Origin of the sequence: Nocardia coffeae (assembly GCF_019890715.1) — a bacterium.
In the GTDB taxonomy this organism is placed as follows: domain Bacteria; phylum Actinomycetota; class Actinomycetes; order Mycobacteriales; family Mycobacteriaceae; genus Nocardia; species Nocardia jiangxiensis.
This window is the reverse complement of sequence record NZ_JAINZY010000016.1, coordinates 1-15,360: the sequence shown is the minus strand read 5'-3', so window position 1 is coordinate 15,360 and position 15,360 is coordinate 1. Positions and strand designations below refer to the sequence as shown.

Below are 15,360 nucleotides of genomic sequence, written 5' to 3'. Positions count from 1 at the left end.
CGGGGAATCATCCTGCGGGGTGATGTGCCGCGAATGCGCCGTCCGGCAGGCTGAATGTCCGGGGGTCGGGGCTTTTCGGCGAACAGGAGGGTGAGATGGGATTTCTCGAAGGTCGGCGGCGGCGCCAGGAGGCGCGCGAGGAGAAGGTCAGGACCGCGGCCTACGACGAGGCCGTCGGTGCGGGCGCATCGGCCGAGGATGCGAGTGCCACGGCCGAGCAGGCGGTGCAGCGCGCTCGCCGTCGTCGACGCCTGCTGCTCATCGCGGGTGCGAGCGGCGGTTCGAGCTGACAGTCCCCCCGGTTCCGGCGAACCGGCCGGAACCGGGGGATTGCCGAGGATTTACCAGGCGCGGCAGCGCTGATCGCGGTGGCCCTGGTTGTCGTGCTCGTTGTTGTGCCAGTTGCCGTGCCGGTCGCAGTGCCAGTCGTTGCGGAACGGATCCTTCGGATCGTGGTAGCCGGGGCGGTTGAACCCGCCCCAGTCGTTGTTCTGGTGCGAGAGCCCAGGGAACACCGGGTTGGCGGCGGCCGAGCCGATGACGGGGCCGACGAGCAGCGCGCCCGCGGCGATGGCGACGAACGATGCGGACAGTGTCCTCTTCATTGTGACCTCTCGTAGGAAGTGGGGGTCCCGACCTCGGATGTCATTGCATGCTCCGCTGGTCCGGGATGCAACGACCTGGAGCAGATACACAGCAGACTCATATCTCGGACAGAACTTCGCCCGGCGGTCGGGAACATCGCCCAGGCGATTGCTGGACGATAGCTAAATTACTTCACGTGGGTCGCTGATCACGGATCCACGCCCGTCGGTGATCTGATGGCAGGTCAGCCGACCGCGGCCAGCAGGCGACGGAACTCGCGGCGATCCTCGGCGCTGAGTTTGGCCAGGACATGTGATTCGGCCGCGAGCACCAGCGGATCGAGCCGTTCGAGCAGGGCGAGACCCTCGCGCGTCAGGCTGGCGGGCAGCGATCGGCCCGTCGGCACCGATGCCGGCCGCGTCACCAGGCCGCGGTCCTGCAATTCGCGGATCACCTTGTTCATCGCCTGTGGCGAGACGGTGGCGTCGCGGGCCAGCTGTGCATTGGACCGACCGGGTGATTGGGACAGCAGGCGCATGCAGAGGTATTGCGGGAACGTGAGTTCCAGCGGATCCAGTGCGGTGGCGACCACCTCGGAGCGCAACGCCGCGGCAACCCGGTACAGAAGGTATCCGAGAGGCCTTTCCTCGAGACCTTCCATGTCAACTATATTGACATATATCAACCAGGTTGACATAGAATGGGGCCATGACGAGTTCATCGAATGACGCGATGTTCGAATCCGCCTACCGTGGTGAGGCCCCCGAGATGGGGCAGGGAAATCGGCCGCCGTGGAGTATCGGCGAGCCGCAGCCCGAGATCGCCGCACTCATCGACGCCGACAAATTCCACGGCGAAGTCCTCGACGCGGGCTGTGGCGAGGCCGAGACCTCGCTGTATCTCGCCGAACGAGGTTTCACCGCCGTCGGCCTGGACCAGTCACCCACCGCGATCGACCTCGCCCGCGCCGCGGCCGCCGAGCGCGGCCTGAATGGCGCCGCCAGCTTCGAGGTCGCCGACATCAGCGCGTTCACCGGCTACGACGGCCGGTTCGGCACCATCGTCGACAGCACCCTGTTCCACTCGATGCCGGTGGAATTGCGCAAGGGTTACCAGGAGTCGATCGTCCGGGCGGCCGCGCCCGGCGCGTCCTATTTCGTTCTCGTCTTCGATCGCGCGACCATGCCCGCGGGCCCGGTCAACGCCGTGAGCGAGGACGAGTTGCGCGAGGCCGTCGCCCCGTACTGGACCATCGACGAGATCCGCCCGGCCCGCATCCACGCCAACGTCCCCGACGACTTCCCGGGGTTCCGTGATTTCGCCGGATCCATCAAGGACGAAGGTCCGGGTCGCAAGTCGGTACCGGCCTGGCTCCTGTCGGCCCACCTGGGCTGACCCGAAAGGGTTACAGCGCAACAGTTTCCGAACGCCCGTGCCGGGTCGACGACTCGGCGCGGGCGTTCTGCTGATCGGCGTTCGTACCGCTCCGTAATGTTCGGTCACGGAAGCTGAACGGGCACAAGGGTTTCGAACGTCCCGATGACCTGTGACCGATTCGATCGGTTACTGGCCGACGCCGTAGATGTGGCCGTCGCGTTGTTCCAGAATGGTCGACCCGATAACGGCGAGGGATATAGGGCCGTTGTGATAGCCGGTGCGCTGCACGGGGATTCGGGTGGTTTCTGCGCCGGTCTCGGGGTCGAGTGCGGCGATGGCGCCGTCGACCGGGATGAGAATCCGACCGGCCATGAGGACCGGGGAGCCGAGCGCGTCGGGGGCGGTCCAGAGCGGGTCGAACGTGGCGGCGTTCAGTGCGATCACGCTGTTTCCGGAGTAGATCAGATAGGCCGAGCCGATGCGGGTGGTGGTCGTCGTCGGCGGGAGGGGAGCGTTCAGGCGCTCGGTGGAAAGCAGGTTCGCGGTGCCGTCGAAGATCGCCAATTCCGGTGCGGTGGTGGCGGTTCCGGGGAGATACAGCAGAACCCGGTTGTCCGCCACCGCGAGGACCCGCGCGCCGTCGACGTTCGCACCGGGGTTCGTGAGCACGTGCGAGCCGTACTCCTCGGGCACGGTGCTGTCCTTGGGAGCCGGGTTCAGCACGCTGAGCCGGTCCGCGCCGTCGCCGGGGCAGTGTTCGAGCACCGCGAGACGGCTGCTGCTGGAGACCGAGGACAGCAGCGTGCAGCCGACGCGCGGCTGGGTCTTGATGTTCACCGGCGCGTCCACATAGCCGTATTCGAGGGTGCGCACCAGATCCGAACGCCACACCTCGAGCCGGTCCGAACCCTGGGCCAGGAAATAGGTGCCGTCCGCGGTCAACGTGATCGCGTGGTCCATATAGCTGCTGCGCGCGGTGCGGCGGGCGCCGCTGTCGGCCGAGAGCATCGTGGTCTGGCTGCAGCCGCGCTGATCGCGATAGGTGGCCACGACGGTGCCGTACTGCGCCTCCACTCCGCACAGCGGCATATCGCGCTGGTATTTCCACACCTGCTTACCGGTCGCCGGGTCGTATCCGGTGACCGTGCCGCCGTCGGCGGCGACCGCCACCCCGGCCACGGTCAGCGCCCGCAGCGCGGCCCCGTCGGGCGCGTGCCACAGCTCGTGCAGGGATTGCGGCAGCTGGTCGGCGGCGGCGGGCTGTTCGGCAGCGTGTGCGGCGGGCTCGGAAATCGTGCCGCGCGCATCACTGATCCACCACACGACGGCTATCGCGATCACCACCACGACGGCGATCGCGACTGCGGCAAGGAGATCGGCGCGCGTCCGCCGCTCGGGTGCGAGCACGTCAGCGAGCGTAGTCGATCCGCCGGGCCCGCCCGATGGTGACATCGCGGCGTCCGGTGTGACCGCCGGATTCACCCTCGGCGACTACGCATTTCGACCGCGGCGGGGCTGCGCGGGGGCGGCCGGAGACCCTGCGCGTGTGTGTGCAGTGCCGGAACAGGCCGAGGGGCCCCGTGCCGGTCGGCAGCGGGACCCCTCGGTCCGTGGATGTCGTTACGGCGCTCAGGCCGTCGCGGAGATCGGCGCGTCGGTCGCCTCGGCGGAATCCGCGTTGGCGGGCCTGCGGCGGCGACGACGGCGACGGGCCGGTTTGTCGGCCTGCTCGTCCGACTCGGCGGCCGGTTCGTCCGAGGAGTCGGCCGACTCCTCGGAGGTGCTCTGCGCATCGTTCTCGGCCGCGGCGCTCGCACCGGGGGACCGACGCCGCCGACGGCGACGCGCGGGCTTGGCGGCGTCGTCCGACGCGGTCGAATCCTGTTCGTCCGCAGACGAATCGGCGGACGATTCACCGGCTTCGGTTGCCACCTCGGCGCTTTCGACACCCTCGGCCGGCTGACCGGCCCGGGTGCGGCGACGGTTGCGCTTGCGCGGAGTGCGCGCCTCACGCTCCACCACGACCGCGTCGTCATCGCGTTCCACCTTGCGGCGCAACGTACCTGTCACGCCCTCGGGGATGTCGAGGTCCGAGAACAGGTGCGGGGAGCGGGAATAGGTCTCCACCGGCTCCGGAATGCCCAGTCCGAGTGCGGAATCGATGGTGGACCAGCGGTTCAACTCGTCCCAGTCCACCAGGGTGACCGCGACGCCGGTGCGGCCCGCGCGACCGGTGCGGCCGATGCGGTGCACGTAGGTCTTCTCGTCCTCGGGGCACTGGTAGTTGACGACGTGGGTGACATCGTCGATATCGATGCCGCGGGCGGCGACGTCGGTGGCGACCAGGACGTCGATCCGGCCCTTGCGGAACTTGTCCAGGGCCTTCTCGCGCTGCACCTGGCCCAGATCGCCGTGCACCGCGCCGACGGCGAATCCGCGCTCGGCCAGATCGTCGGCGACCTTCTGCGCGGTCCGCTTGGTGCGGGTGAAGATCATCGTCGCGCCGCGTGCGGACGCCTGCAGGATGCGCGCGACCAGTTCGCTCTTGTCCAGCGCGTGCGCCCGGTAGACGAACTGCGCGGTGCGATCGTGCACCGCCGAGTCGTGCGGCTCCTCGGCCCGGATGTGGGTCGGCTTGTGCAGGAAGGTGCGCGCCAGGGTGATGATCGGGCCGGGCATGGTCGCGGAGAACAGCATCGTCTGACGCTTGTCCGGCACCATGTTCAGAATGCGCTCGATATCGGGCAGGAAGCCCAGATCGAGCATCTCGTCGGCCTCGTCCAGCACCAGCACGCCGACCTTGCCCAGGATCAGATGCTGCTGTTCGGCCAGATCCAGCAGGCGGCCCGGGGTGCCGACGACCACGTCGACGCCCGAGCGCAGCGCCGCGATCTGGGTCTCGTAGGGGCGTCCGCCATAGATCGAGGTGACCTTCAGCGGACCCTGGTGATTGGTCAGGTATTTGCTCGCATTCTCCAGGTCCTGGGTGACCTGGATGCACAATTCCCGCGTCGGCACGATGATCAGTGCGCGCGGTGTTCCGTCCAGTGCGGTGGTGCCCGAATCGCCACTGGAAATGCGGTGCAACAGCGGCACGCCGAATCCGAAGGTCTTACCCATACCGGTTCGTGCCTGGCCGATCAGGTCTTCACCGGCCAGTGCGAGCGGCAGGGTGAGTTCCTGGATTGCGAAAGTACGTTCGATTCCGATCTCGGAGAGTGCGCGGACGATTTCCGGGCGAACTCCCAATTCGGTGAATGTGGGGGCGGTGTGTGTGGGATCGAGCTCTGCTGTCACCAGGTTGTCGCTCAACCCGGGTTCCTGTTCCACGGTGATCTTGCTCAGGTTCTTGCCTTCCTCGCGGTATCGCATCTCGCGCGCACGAGGTGTGGGGCGGTTGGTCCGCTCTCGGCCACATATCCGGCGGTGTTTCCCACCTCGGCCGCTGCGGGATGCCGGTGGCGGCATCAACCTGGCGCGGCGCATCGGTGTTGCGGATCTGGTGCGCGCACATTTTCCGTTAGGGCTGCGGTACTTCTGCTCGGCCACGCGTGTAGGTCACGCACGATGTCACGAGTCGAATTTTCCGTTGCCCATGCAGATTGTAGCGTGATATCTTCCGCCGCTCGAGATGTGCGGTGGTAAATGCGCGGTTCGGCCGCGCGGAAGTTCGCCGGATTTATTGTGTTACCGCGTGGCGTGCGGTGTGGCACAGGATAATTCACGAATCGCGTCGAATTGGCGTACCGCTGCCACGATCGGGCCGCGACACCGGGAGAGTGGCCTATCCCACATATGTGTGACGCCGTGTCACACGATAGCTTGATGCCTGTGAGTTTGGCAGACACCGTGACCCTCGCCGCGCGCAACGCCTGGGCGCTGACCCTCGGCGACGGTATCGAGCGGCCCGCCCCGACGCCGTACACGATCCTGTGGGACCAGCCGCACCGGCGACTCCAGCGCTTCGAGCGCATCGGCGAGGCGGGCGCGGGTGACGCCGGTTCCGCGGTGCTGCTCGTTCCGCCGCTGGCGGCCCCGGCGACCTGTTTCGACCTGCGTCCCGATCAGAGCCTGGCGCGCTTCCTGCTCGACTCCGGCCATCAGCCGTACCTGGTCGACTACGGCGAGATCACCTTCGCCGACCGGCGGATGGGGTTCGAGGACTGGATCGAGGACATCCTGCCCGAGGCGATCCGGCGGGTGTCCGCCGATCGTGACGGTGCGCCGGTGGATCTGGTCGGCTGGTCGCTGGGTGGTGTGCTCGCGCTGCTCACCGCGGCCGCCGACGTGGCCCTGCCGATCCGCTCGATCACCGCGATCGGTGCGCCGCTGGACTACGACCGGGTGCCCTTCGTGCCGCAGGTACGCGCGGTGGCCCGGCTCACCGGAGGAATCGGCGCGTCCACTCTGATCAGGCTCGCGGGCGGCGTTCCCGCGACGCTGACCCGGCTGGCCTATCGCGCGACGTCCTGGGAGCGCGAACTGCGGCGTCCGCTGTTCGTCGCCGCGCACCTCACCGATGCCGCCACGCTCGGCCGGATGGAGACCATCGACCGTTTCCAGGCCGGCATGCCGGGATATCCAGGGCGGCTCTACAACCAGCTGTGGGGCCGCTGCATGCTGGCCAACGACCTCGGCAAGGGTGAGTTCCGGCTCGGTGCGCGCCGGATCGAGCTGTCCGAGGTGACCGCACCGGTGCTGCTGGTGGGCGGCCCCGACGACGTGATCACCCCGGCCGCGGCCGTCGAACACGGCACCCGCACCCTCACCGGAGCCGCCGAGGTTCGCTTCGAGACCGCACCGGGCAGCCACCTCGGCATCCTCACCGGCCCGGCCGCCCGCACGACGACGTGGATGTACCTGGAGAAGTTTCTGGCGGATGCCACGGCGTGAGCGGGACCGTGAAATCCCGGTGACCTGGTCACAACCGCACCGGGCTCGATACTAGGGTGTAGGGCATGGGAGCAAACCCGCCTGCCGCGCTGGATGATTCGACCGAATCCACTGTTCGCATTCCCGCCGATCATCCCGGCGTCACCGACCTGTTCGCCGTCCTCGCCTACGGCGAGATCTCGGCGTTCTACCGGCTCGCCGAGGAGGCGAAGCTGTCGCCCTCGCTGCGGGGCAAGGTGTCCGTCGCGACGATGGCCGCCGCCGAGATGGGCCATTTCGAGACCTTGAACCGGGCCCTGGCCGATCGCGGTGTCGAGGTGTTCGACGCGATGGCGCCGTTCGTGCGCGCCTTGGACGCGTACCACAATTCGACCGACCCCTCGACGTGGCTCGAGTCGATGGTGAAGTTCTACGTCGGCGACGGTATCGCCGCGGACTTCTACACCGTGCTGGCCACTGCGCTGGCCCCCGAGGTGGCCGCGGTCGTTCGTGACGTGCTGGCCGAGACCGACCATTCGCAGTTCGTCGTCGAGGAGGTTCGCGGCGCGGTCGCCGAGAGTCGTTCCGAGCGCGATCGGCTGACCCTGTGGGGCCGCCGGCTGCTCGGTGAGGCGATCACCCAGGCACAGTGGGTGATGGCCCAGCGCGACGAGCTGACCGAGCTGGTTCTGATGGCCACCGGTGATCTGAACGGTGTGGCCGCGCTGTTCGAGCACATGCAGACCAGCCACGCCGAGCGCATGCGCGTGCTCGGCCTCGGATAGAGCGGAGATCGCTTGTCGCGCCGCGATATTCGAGAGCGGTCGCGACGCATGCGGTGCGGCGGGTGCGCCGCGGACGGCGTTTCGCTCAGAGCGTTACGTGCGCTCACCCGCCCTGCATTAGCCTGATCGAGACGACAAAAGACTCTAGGAGGTTGGCCGTGGAGGTCAAGATCGGTATCTCGGATAGCCCGCGTGAGCTCGTGATCAGCAGCTCGCAGACCCCCGAAGAGGTCGAGGCGCTGGTTTCCGGTGCGTTGACCGGCAAGGACGCCGTGATATCGCTGACCGACGAGAAGGGCCGCAAGTACCTGATCCAGGCGGCCAAGGTGGCCTATGTGGAGATCGGCACCGCCGCCACCGGCCGGGTGGGCTTCGCCGCGGTCTGAGCGGCCGCATACGTTTTCGGGCCCCGGCAGATACTGCCGGGGCCCGAAATGTATGAGTCCGTGTCCTGGTTACGCCGAACTTCCCGGCAGCCGGGGCACGTGCTTCAGGCCACCCCAGCACAGCGAGACGGTGGTGTCGACGGCCTCTTCCTTCGGGATGGGGCGGTCGGCCTCGAGCCAGTAGCGGGCGGTGATCTGGCTGGCGCCGACCAGGCCGACGGCCAGGATGCGGGCGCGGTAGGGATCCAGGCCGGAGTCGTGGGCGACCAGGTCGAAGACCGCGTCCACGCAGGCCTCGGTGGCCTGCTCGACCCGGCGCTGCACCTGCGGCTCGCTGGTCAGATCGGATTCGAAGACCAGGCGGAAGCCCTGGGTGTCGTGGTCGACGAAGTCGAAGTAGGCGGCGACCGCGGCGCGTACGCGCTGCTTGTTGTCGGTGGTGGAGCGCAGCGCCTGGCGCACGCTGGACACCAGTGCGTCGATGTAGTTCTGCAGCACCGCTAGATACAGTTCGAGCTTACTCGAGAAGTGCTGGTAGAGAACGGGTTTGGAGACACCTGCGCACTGGGAGATCTCGTCCATGCCCGCCGCGTGATATCCGCGTAGCACGAAGACCTCACTCGCTGCCGCGAGTAGTTGCGCCCGGCGGGCGTCGCGGGGCAGGCGAGTTCCACGTTTGTTCGGCACCATGGTCTCGGACGACAGTCGAGACGACGTCATCCGGTCCACGAGGTCTGTCATTTCGGCATCTCCCAATCAATTCCCGGCGGAAAAGGTGTGCACGGGTATCCCACGAACGATACTCGCTCCGATTGTCCCTCGCTGGGCTCGGGCCAACTCGGAGGTCGGTACGCGCAGCCGATCCCGGTAGCTATTGGCAACTTGTCAGTAAATGGTCTACATAAGCAATCTCGCACAGTGGTGAGATATCTCGCAACCGATCCACTGTTCCCGGTCCTGCACTGTGCGCGTCGCGGTTGTGAGAGTCTGATGATCGTGACCGACCAAGAGGACGGATCATTCGACGGCAGTGCCCCGCGCGGTCGCGTCGGCACGGTAGGACCTGATCCGGGCGTCGCGGACGATACGGATATTTCCGCCACGGACCGCGATCGGCAACCGTTGCAGGCGCGGTGGGATCCGACGAATTCTCCGGATCACAATTCCCACGAGTGGGAGCCCGACGACGTGTCGGGCGGTGCGTCCGTGCCTGGACGCGCGAAGAGTAAGCGGGCCGCGGCGCGCCGCTTCGTCTCCACCTACGGCTGGCGCGCCTACGCGCTGCCCGTGCTGATCGTGGTGACGATTCTGGTCGTGGTGAACGCCGTGCGGGACAGCGGGAACTCCAGCGGATCCGGGGTGCCCGGGGTGGGACGGCTGAGTCCGCGATCGGATCGAGGCGGCATCATCGGCGTACCGCCCAAGGGCGACGGCAAGTTCGCGGCCGACCTGCCGACCGGCGCGCTGCCCGCGGGCGGACCGTTCAGCGAGGGCGGCACGGGCAACTGGCATATCGTGCCCGGCACTTCGGCCAAGGTGGGCACGGCGCAGGAACACCTGTTCACCTACACCGTCGAGATCGAGGACGGGGTGGACACCGCCGGTTACGGCGGCGACGAATCGGTCGCGCACATGGTCGATGCGACGTTGTCCAATCCGAAGAGCTGGATTCAGGACACCCGCTTCGGATTCCGCCGGATCGATTCGGGCGAACCGGATTTCCGCATCTCGGTGACCTCACGCAAGACCACCGAGGCCGACTGCGGATTCGACATCCCCATCGACTCCTCCTGCTACAACTCCGATCTGGGCCGCGTGATCCTGTCGGAGGTGCGCTGGGTGCGCGGCGCACCGGCCTTCGAGGGCGATATCGGCTCGTACCGCCAGTACCAGATCAATCACGAGGTCGGTCACGCCATCGGCTATCACGAACATCAGCCCTGCGCGGTGGACGGCGGTCTGGCCCCGGTGATGATGCAGCAGACCTTCGGTACCCGCAACGACGACATCGCCGCCCTCGACCCGCAGGGCGTGGTCCCCAAGGACGGCAAGAAATGCCGCTTCAACCCGTGGCCCTACCCGCGCGGGTAGCGAGCTCACCCGGGGAACAGTGACCCCGCCGACGGTGTTGCATACTTCGTTACTGCGAATTCGATACAAGGAGTCCAGGACGTGTCATCACCGAAGCCCCTGCCGCCGCTGGTCGAGCCGACCGGTGAGCTGAGCCGGGAGGAGGTTGCCCGCTACAGCCGCCATCTGATCATTCCGGATCTGGGCGTGGACGGGCAGAAACGGCTGCGCAACGCCAAGGTGCTGGTGATCGGTGCGGGCGGGCTGGGCTCACCGGCGCTGCTCTATCTGGCCGCCGCCGGAGTCGGCACGCTGGGCATCGTGGAATTCGACGAGGTGGATTCGTCGAATCTGCAGCGCCAGATCATTCACGGCGAATCGGATATCGGCCGCAGCAAGGCCGACAGTGCGCGCGATTCGATTCTGGAGATCAATTCCGGAATCGACGTGGTGCTGCACAAGTTCCGCCTCGACAACGACAATGCGGTCGAACTGTTCTCCGGTTACGACCTGATCGTCGACGGCACCGACAATTTCGCCACCCGCTACCTGGTCAACGATGCCGCGGTGCTGGCCCGCAAACCGTATGTGTGGGGCTCGATCTACCGGTTCGAAGGCCAGGTGTCGGTGTTCTGGGAGGACGCCCCCGACGGCCGCGGCATCAACTACCGCGACCTGTACCCCGAGGCCCCGCCGCCGGGCATGGTCCCCTCCTGCGCCGAGGGCGGCGTGCTGGGCGTGCTGTGCGCGTCGATCGGCTCGATCATGGTGACCGAGGCCATCAAGCTGATCACCGGCATCGGCGACCCGCTGCTGGGCCGGCTGATGGTGTACGACGCACTGGACATGAGCTACCGGACCATCAAGCTGCGTCGCGATCCCGAACGTCAGCCGATCACCGAACTGATCGACTACGACGCGTTCTGCGGTGTGGTGTCCGAGGAGGGCCAGGCCGCGGCCGCGGGCTCCACGATCACCGCGCGCGAGCTCAAGGACATGCTCGATGCCGGTAAGGATGTCGCCATCGTGGACGTGCGCGAGCCCGTCGAGTGGGACATCGTGCGCATCGAGGGCGCGCAGCTGATCCCCAAGGACCGCATCCTGTCCGGTGCGGCGCTGGCCGAACTGCCGCAGAACCGCCCGATCGTCCTGCACTGCAAGACCGGTATCCGCTCGGCCGAGGCGCTCGCGGCGCTGAAGCAGGCCGGATTCGCCGACGCTACGCACCTGCAGGGTGGAATCATCGCCTGGGCCAAGCAGATCGACCCCTCGCTGCCCGTCTACTGAGATGGTGAGCGTCGCGTCGGCCCTACCAACCGTCGGCCCGAGGTGAAAGTCTCGGGGCGCCCGACGACACGCTGAAGTTGCGGGGAGGTGGTCCCGCGCGGCGCGCGGGGTGGTTCACCCGGCGGGAGTACGGTACGGCCGTGACTTCTGTGGAACCCCCCGAGCATGTGCGGGCCACATTCGGTCTCCGCGAGGTGACGCCGATCGCGCTGGGGGACTGGGACGGCGGATGGCGGTGCGGAGATGTGGTGCTGTCACCGGTCGCCGATCACGCGCGTGCCGCGTGGTCGGCGAACGTCCGCGAGACGTTGTCGGTGGACGGGCTGCGTCTGGCGCATCCCGTCCGCGCGACCGACGGGCGGTACGTCGTATCCGGTTGGCGCGCGGACACATTCCTCGAAGGCACGCCCGAACCCCGGCACGACGAGGTGGTCTCGGTCTCGCTGCGGCTGCATCGGGCCACCGCCAGGCTGGAGCGCCCGCGGTTCCTGGCCCAGCAGCCCATCGCGCCGTGGATGGACGTGGACGTCTTCGTCGCCGCCGACCGCGCGGCCTGGGAAACAGTGCCGCTGCGCAGTCTCAAGGCCGGTGGCATGACGCCGGTGACCTCGCCGGACGGGCAGCGCAGTCTCGAGATCCTGACTCAGCTGTCCACCCTGCGTAAGCGGGTGCAGGCGGCCGCGCAGCTGGTGCACGGCGACCTGTTCGGCACGGTGTTGTTCTCCGGTACGGCCACCCCGGGCCTGACCGACATCACCCCCTACTGGCGGCCCGCGTCCTGGGCGGCCGCGGTGATCGTGGTCGACGCGCTGTCGTGGGGCGGTGCGGACGAGGGGCTGCTGCACCGGTGGGCGGATCTGCCGGAATGGCCGCAGATGATGTTGCGCGCGGTGATGTTCCGGCTCGCCGTGCATGCCCTGCATCCGCGTTCGACGCCCGAAGCGTTTCCGGGACTGGCGCATACGGCCGATATGGTCCGCCTGCAGCTCTGAGGCCCGACTCGGCGGACGCTCATCGGCTCGGGAATTCGGCGATGAGCGAGCCGAGGAAGCAATTCGCCGCTCGCGCTGCGCGTTCGGGGTCGCCCGCGATCACCGCGTTCACCAGCTCGGCGTGTTCGGTGTGATAGGAACCGCCGGATTTGGATGTGCGAGAACGGATTCCCTGTTCCATCACCGGCAGCAGTGAATCGTAGAACTCCAGGTAGACCGTGTTGTGGCTGGCGACCACGATGCCGCGGTGCAGTTGGACGTCGGCGTGGATGGCGCCGGGATCGTCGTCGTCCCAGGCCTTTCGGCGTTCGTCGAGCAGATGCTGCAGGGTGGCGATGTCGTTGTCGTCGCGACGTTGCGCGGCCAGGCGCGCGGCCTGGGTGTCCAGCGCCTGACGCAGTTCGAGGATGTCGCGTTCGACGGCGTCGGCGAAATACTTCGCCAGGGTGCCGCCGAGATCGGAGATCGCGATCACATAGGTGCCCGAGCCCTGCCGACGCTCCAGCATGCCGGCGTGGACCAGCGCCTGCACCGCCTCGCGCACGGTGTTGCGGCCGGTTCCTGTGAGTTCGGTCAACTCCGGTTCGGTCGGGATGCGGGAGCCGACGGGCCACCGGCCGGAACGAATTTCGGAACGGAGCTGGTCGGTGACCTGAGCGATGAGGCTGGTGCGCCGGACTTGTTGCACGCACAACAGAGTACCCCGGGAGTAATCCATTGCCTCCCATCATCCGGTCATCCTATGATTCAGTGCGTGTCACCGACCGCCCCTGCCGATATCTCGCCCGCCGCCCCCATCACGTCCGCCGAACTGCCGGACGTGGACGTCCGCACCACCGCCGAACGTCGCCGCTCCCTGCTGGAAGGGCGGCTGCTGGTCTTCGCCGCGATCGCCGTCTCGGCGTTCACGCTGCGACTGGCGGTGACGGCGTTCACCCCGCTGGCCGAGCGGATCGGCGCGGATGTCGGTTACTCGACGACCGTCGTGGGTGTCTTCGGCATGATTCCGACCGTGATGTTCGCCGCCGCGGGCGTGCTCACCCCGATTCTGGTGCGCCGGCTCGGGCTCGAGCGCACCGCGCTGGTGGCCATGCTGGCCGCGGCGGTGGGGCAGGCGGTGCGTGCGCTGGTTCCGGCGACCTGGGAGCTGCTGGTGTTCTCGGCGCTGGCGCTGGCCGGTATGGGTATCGGCAACGTCGTCGTTCCGCCGCTGGTGAAACGGTATTTCTCCGACCGTCTCGCGACGCTCAGCGCGGTGTACATCACGATGGTGCAGCTGGGCACCGTGGTGCCCGCCCTGATCGCGGTGCCGGTCGCCGATGCGGACGGCTGGCGCGTCTCGCTGGGCGTGTGGGCGTTGTTGCCCCTGGTCGCCGCGGTGCCGTGGCTGTGGGTGTTGCGCGATCGCCGCGGCCGGGACGTCGTCGATCGGACCGCGGTGCCCGAGCCGGGCGTGGACGGTAGGGCGTGGAAGTCACCGGTGGCGTGGGGGATGGCCGGAATGTTCGGGATGACCTCGCTGACCACCTATGCCATGTTCACCTGGCTGCCCAAGATCTTCACCGACGCCGGGGCGAGTCCGGCCTTCGGCGGCACCATGGTCGCGGTGTTCTCGTTCATCGGATTGGGTGCGGCGCTGGCCGCGCCGAGTGTGACCGCCCGGGTGCGCAATCCGTTCCCGATCGTGATCGGTTGTGCCGTCTGCTATTTCGTGGCGTTCGCCGGACTGCTGTGGGCACCGATGAGTGCGCCGGTGCTGTGGGTGCTGCTGCTGGGCCTGGGGCCCAGTACCTTCCCGATGTCGTTGACGCTGATCAATCTGCGAAGTCGCACGCAGGCCGGTTCGGCGGCGTTGTCCGGATTCGGCCAGGGCGTCGGATACAGCGCCGCCTGTGTGGGGCCGCTGCTGTTCGGTGTGCTGCACACCGTGACCGGCGGCTGGACCGTGCCGTTCGCCCTGCTCGGTGTGGCGGTGCTGGTGATGCTGGCCGGCGCCTGGCAGGCGTGCAAGCCGCGGATGCTCGAAGACACCTGGAGCTGATCGAACCGGTTGCGTGGCCGGGACCACAGGGGTTTCGATGATGCTGTGGCCGGGAACACTTCGGCCCGAACGCATTCGCGAACGCACATCCGGTAGCTGGGCGCGGAGCGGTATCTCACGAGGTGATCGCCACGCACGTGAGCAACCGTTGATTTGACGGTCATTTCGCGCAGCATCGCCGCAATACCCGTTTTCTACCGTGGGGACATCCGGAATTCAGGAGGTTCCCCGTGAGCATGCCGCGCATCCCCGCCCAGCGCACCGTTGTGGTCGTCGGCCACGGCATGGTCGGCCATCGCTTCGTCGAGGCGCTGCGGTCGCGTGACGCCGAGAACCAGTGGCAGATCGTGGTGCTGAGCGAGGAGCCGCGCGCCGCGTACGACCGCGTCGCCCTGTCCTCCTACGTGGGCGTCTGGGATCCGTCGACGCTGGCGCTGCCCGGTAACGAGTATGCCGGTGACGAGCTGGTGGATCTGCGGCTGGGCGTGCGTGCCGAGTCGATCGATCGCGGCGCGGGCAAGGTCTTCACCTCCGACGGCGATGCCATCGCCTATGACGCGGTGGTGCTGGCGACCGGCTCGTACGCCTTCGTCCCGCCGGTGCCGGGCCACGATCGGCCGGAATGTTTCGTGTATCGCACCATCGAGGATCTCGACGGCATCCGGGCGGCGGCGCAGGGGGCCGGGCCGGGAGCGGTGGGTGTCGTGGTCGGTGGCGGTCTGCTGGGGCTCGAGGCCGCCAACGCGCTGCGTCTGATGGGGGTGACTCCGCACGTGGTCGAATTCGCGCCGCGGCTGATGCCGGTGCAGGTCGACCAGGGTGGTGGCGCGATCCTGGAGAAGCTGGTCACCGATCTGGGGCTGCAGGTGCACACCGGGGTCGGCACGTCGGCCATCGAGCCGGCGGAAGACGGTGCGGGAGTTCGGGTTTCGCTGTCCGACGAATCGGTCATCGATGCCTCGCTG

The 15,360-nt window shown here is 67.7% G+C and carries 16 protein-coding genes; 10 read left to right on the top strand and 6 right to left on the bottom strand.

Annotated elements, in window-relative coordinates:
* Positions 1-95: 95 nt before the first annotated feature.
* Positions 96-290: a hypothetical protein gene (locus K7711_RS38785; protein ID WP_222976441.1), complete on the top strand. Its 195-nt coding sequence runs from the start codon at positions 96-98 to the stop codon at positions 288-290.
* 51 nt (positions 291-341) lie between these two features.
* Here K7711_RS38785 and K7711_RS38780 read toward each other — a convergent pair whose 3' ends face one another.
* Positions 342-605, bottom strand: a complete 264-nt coding sequence (locus K7711_RS38780) for a hypothetical protein (RefSeq protein WP_222976439.1) — start codon at positions 603-605, stop codon at positions 342-344.
* 224 nt (positions 606-829) lie between these two features.
* The gene (locus K7711_RS38775) at positions 830-1,246 is read right to left on the bottom strand and encodes a MarR family winged helix-turn-helix transcriptional regulator (protein WP_222976437.1); all 417 of its coding nucleotides are present in this window, start codon (positions 1,244-1,246) and stop codon (positions 830-832) included.
* A gap of 47 nt (positions 1,247-1,293) precedes the next feature.
* Here K7711_RS38775 and K7711_RS38770 point away from each other — a divergent pair, with 47 nt between their 5' ends.
* Entirely contained in the window at positions 1,294-1,980 is a 687-nt protein-coding gene (locus tag K7711_RS38770) for a class I SAM-dependent methyltransferase (RefSeq protein WP_222976435.1), read from the top strand.
* Between the two features lie 168 nt (positions 1,981-2,148).
* On the opposite strand, the gene K7711_RS38765 is transcribed toward K7711_RS38770, so the two are convergent.
* Together K7711_RS38765 and K7711_RS38760 are read right to left on the bottom strand one after the other, a co-directional pair.
* Positions 2,149-3,369 carry an Rv3212 family protein gene (locus K7711_RS38765; protein ID WP_222976433.1) on the bottom strand — a complete coding sequence of 407 codons (1,221 nt, stop codon included), beginning with the start codon at positions 3,367-3,369 and terminating at the stop codon, positions 2,149-2,151.
* Between the two features lie 222 nt (positions 3,370-3,591).
* Complete coding sequence (locus K7711_RS38760) at positions 3,592-5,334, bottom strand: DEAD/DEAH box helicase (RefSeq protein WP_222976430.1); 1,743 nt, start codon at positions 5,332-5,334, stop codon at positions 3,592-3,594.
* 453 nt (positions 5,335-5,787) lie between these two features.
* Here K7711_RS38760 and K7711_RS38755 point away from each other — a divergent pair, with 453 nt between their 5' ends.
* The 3 genes from K7711_RS38755 (at position 5,788) to K7711_RS38745 (ending at position 8,005) form a co-directional block, all read left to right on the top strand.
* Positions 5,788-6,855, top strand: coding sequence for an alpha/beta fold hydrolase (locus K7711_RS38755; RefSeq protein ID WP_235748461.1), 1,068 nt, complete (start codon positions 5,788-5,790; stop codon positions 6,853-6,855).
* 65 nt (positions 6,856-6,920) lie between these two features.
* A complete protein-coding gene (locus K7711_RS38750) occupies positions 6,921-7,619 on the top strand; it encodes a ferritin-like fold-containing protein (protein ID WP_222976426.1) in 699 nt (232 codons plus the stop codon).
* 158 nt (positions 7,620-7,777) lie between these two features.
* A complete protein-coding gene (locus tag K7711_RS38745) occupies positions 7,778-8,005 on the top strand; it encodes a DUF3107 domain-containing protein (RefSeq protein WP_040827460.1) in 228 nt (75 codons plus the stop codon).
* 69 nt (positions 8,006-8,074) lie between these two features.
* On the opposite strand, the gene fasR is transcribed toward K7711_RS38745, so the two are convergent.
* Positions 8,075-8,746, bottom strand: coding sequence for an HTH-type transcriptional activator FasR (gene fasR, locus K7711_RS38740; protein ID WP_040827247.1), 672 nt, complete (start codon positions 8,744-8,746; stop codon positions 8,075-8,077).
* Positions 8,747-8,995: 249 nt separating this feature from the next.
* On the opposite strand from fasR, the gene K7711_RS38735 reads away from it, so the two are divergent.
* The 3 genes from K7711_RS38735 (at position 8,996) to K7711_RS38725 (ending at position 12,354) form a co-directional block, all read left to right on the top strand.
* Positions 8,996-10,096 (top strand): DUF3152 domain-containing protein, encoded by a 1,101-nt coding sequence (locus K7711_RS38735; protein ID WP_222976424.1) that lies wholly within the window; start codon positions 8,996-8,998, stop codon positions 10,094-10,096.
* Between the two features lie 81 nt (positions 10,097-10,177).
* Positions 10,178-11,362, top strand: a complete 1,185-nt coding sequence (gene moeZ / locus K7711_RS38730; RefSeq protein WP_222976421.1) for an adenylyltransferase/sulfurtransferase MoeZ — start codon at positions 10,178-10,180, stop codon at positions 11,360-11,362.
* A gap of 140 nt (positions 11,363-11,502) precedes the next feature.
* A complete protein-coding gene (locus K7711_RS38725; RefSeq protein WP_222976419.1) occupies positions 11,503-12,354 on the top strand; it encodes a TIGR02569 family protein in 852 nt (283 codons plus the stop codon).
* A gap of 19 nt (positions 12,355-12,373) precedes the next feature.
* Here K7711_RS38725 and K7711_RS38720 read toward each other — a convergent pair whose 3' ends face one another.
* Positions 12,374-13,042: a FadR/GntR family transcriptional regulator gene (locus K7711_RS38720; protein WP_222976417.1), complete on the bottom strand. Its 669-nt coding sequence runs from the start codon at positions 13,040-13,042 to the stop codon at positions 12,374-12,376.
* A 66-nt stretch (positions 13,043-13,108) separates the two neighbouring features.
* Between K7711_RS38720 and K7711_RS38715 the strand changes: the two genes are divergently transcribed.
* On the top strand, positions 13,109-14,395 hold the full coding sequence (locus K7711_RS38715) for a CynX/NimT family MFS transporter (RefSeq protein ID WP_308015141.1): 1,287 nt from the start codon (positions 13,109-13,111) through the stop codon (positions 14,393-14,395).
* Between the two features lie 236 nt (positions 14,396-14,631).
* Positions 14,632-15,360, top strand: a 729-nt coding sequence (locus K7711_RS38710; RefSeq protein ID WP_222976708.1) for an NAD(P)/FAD-dependent oxidoreductase, incomplete at its 3' end; no start/stop codon positions are given.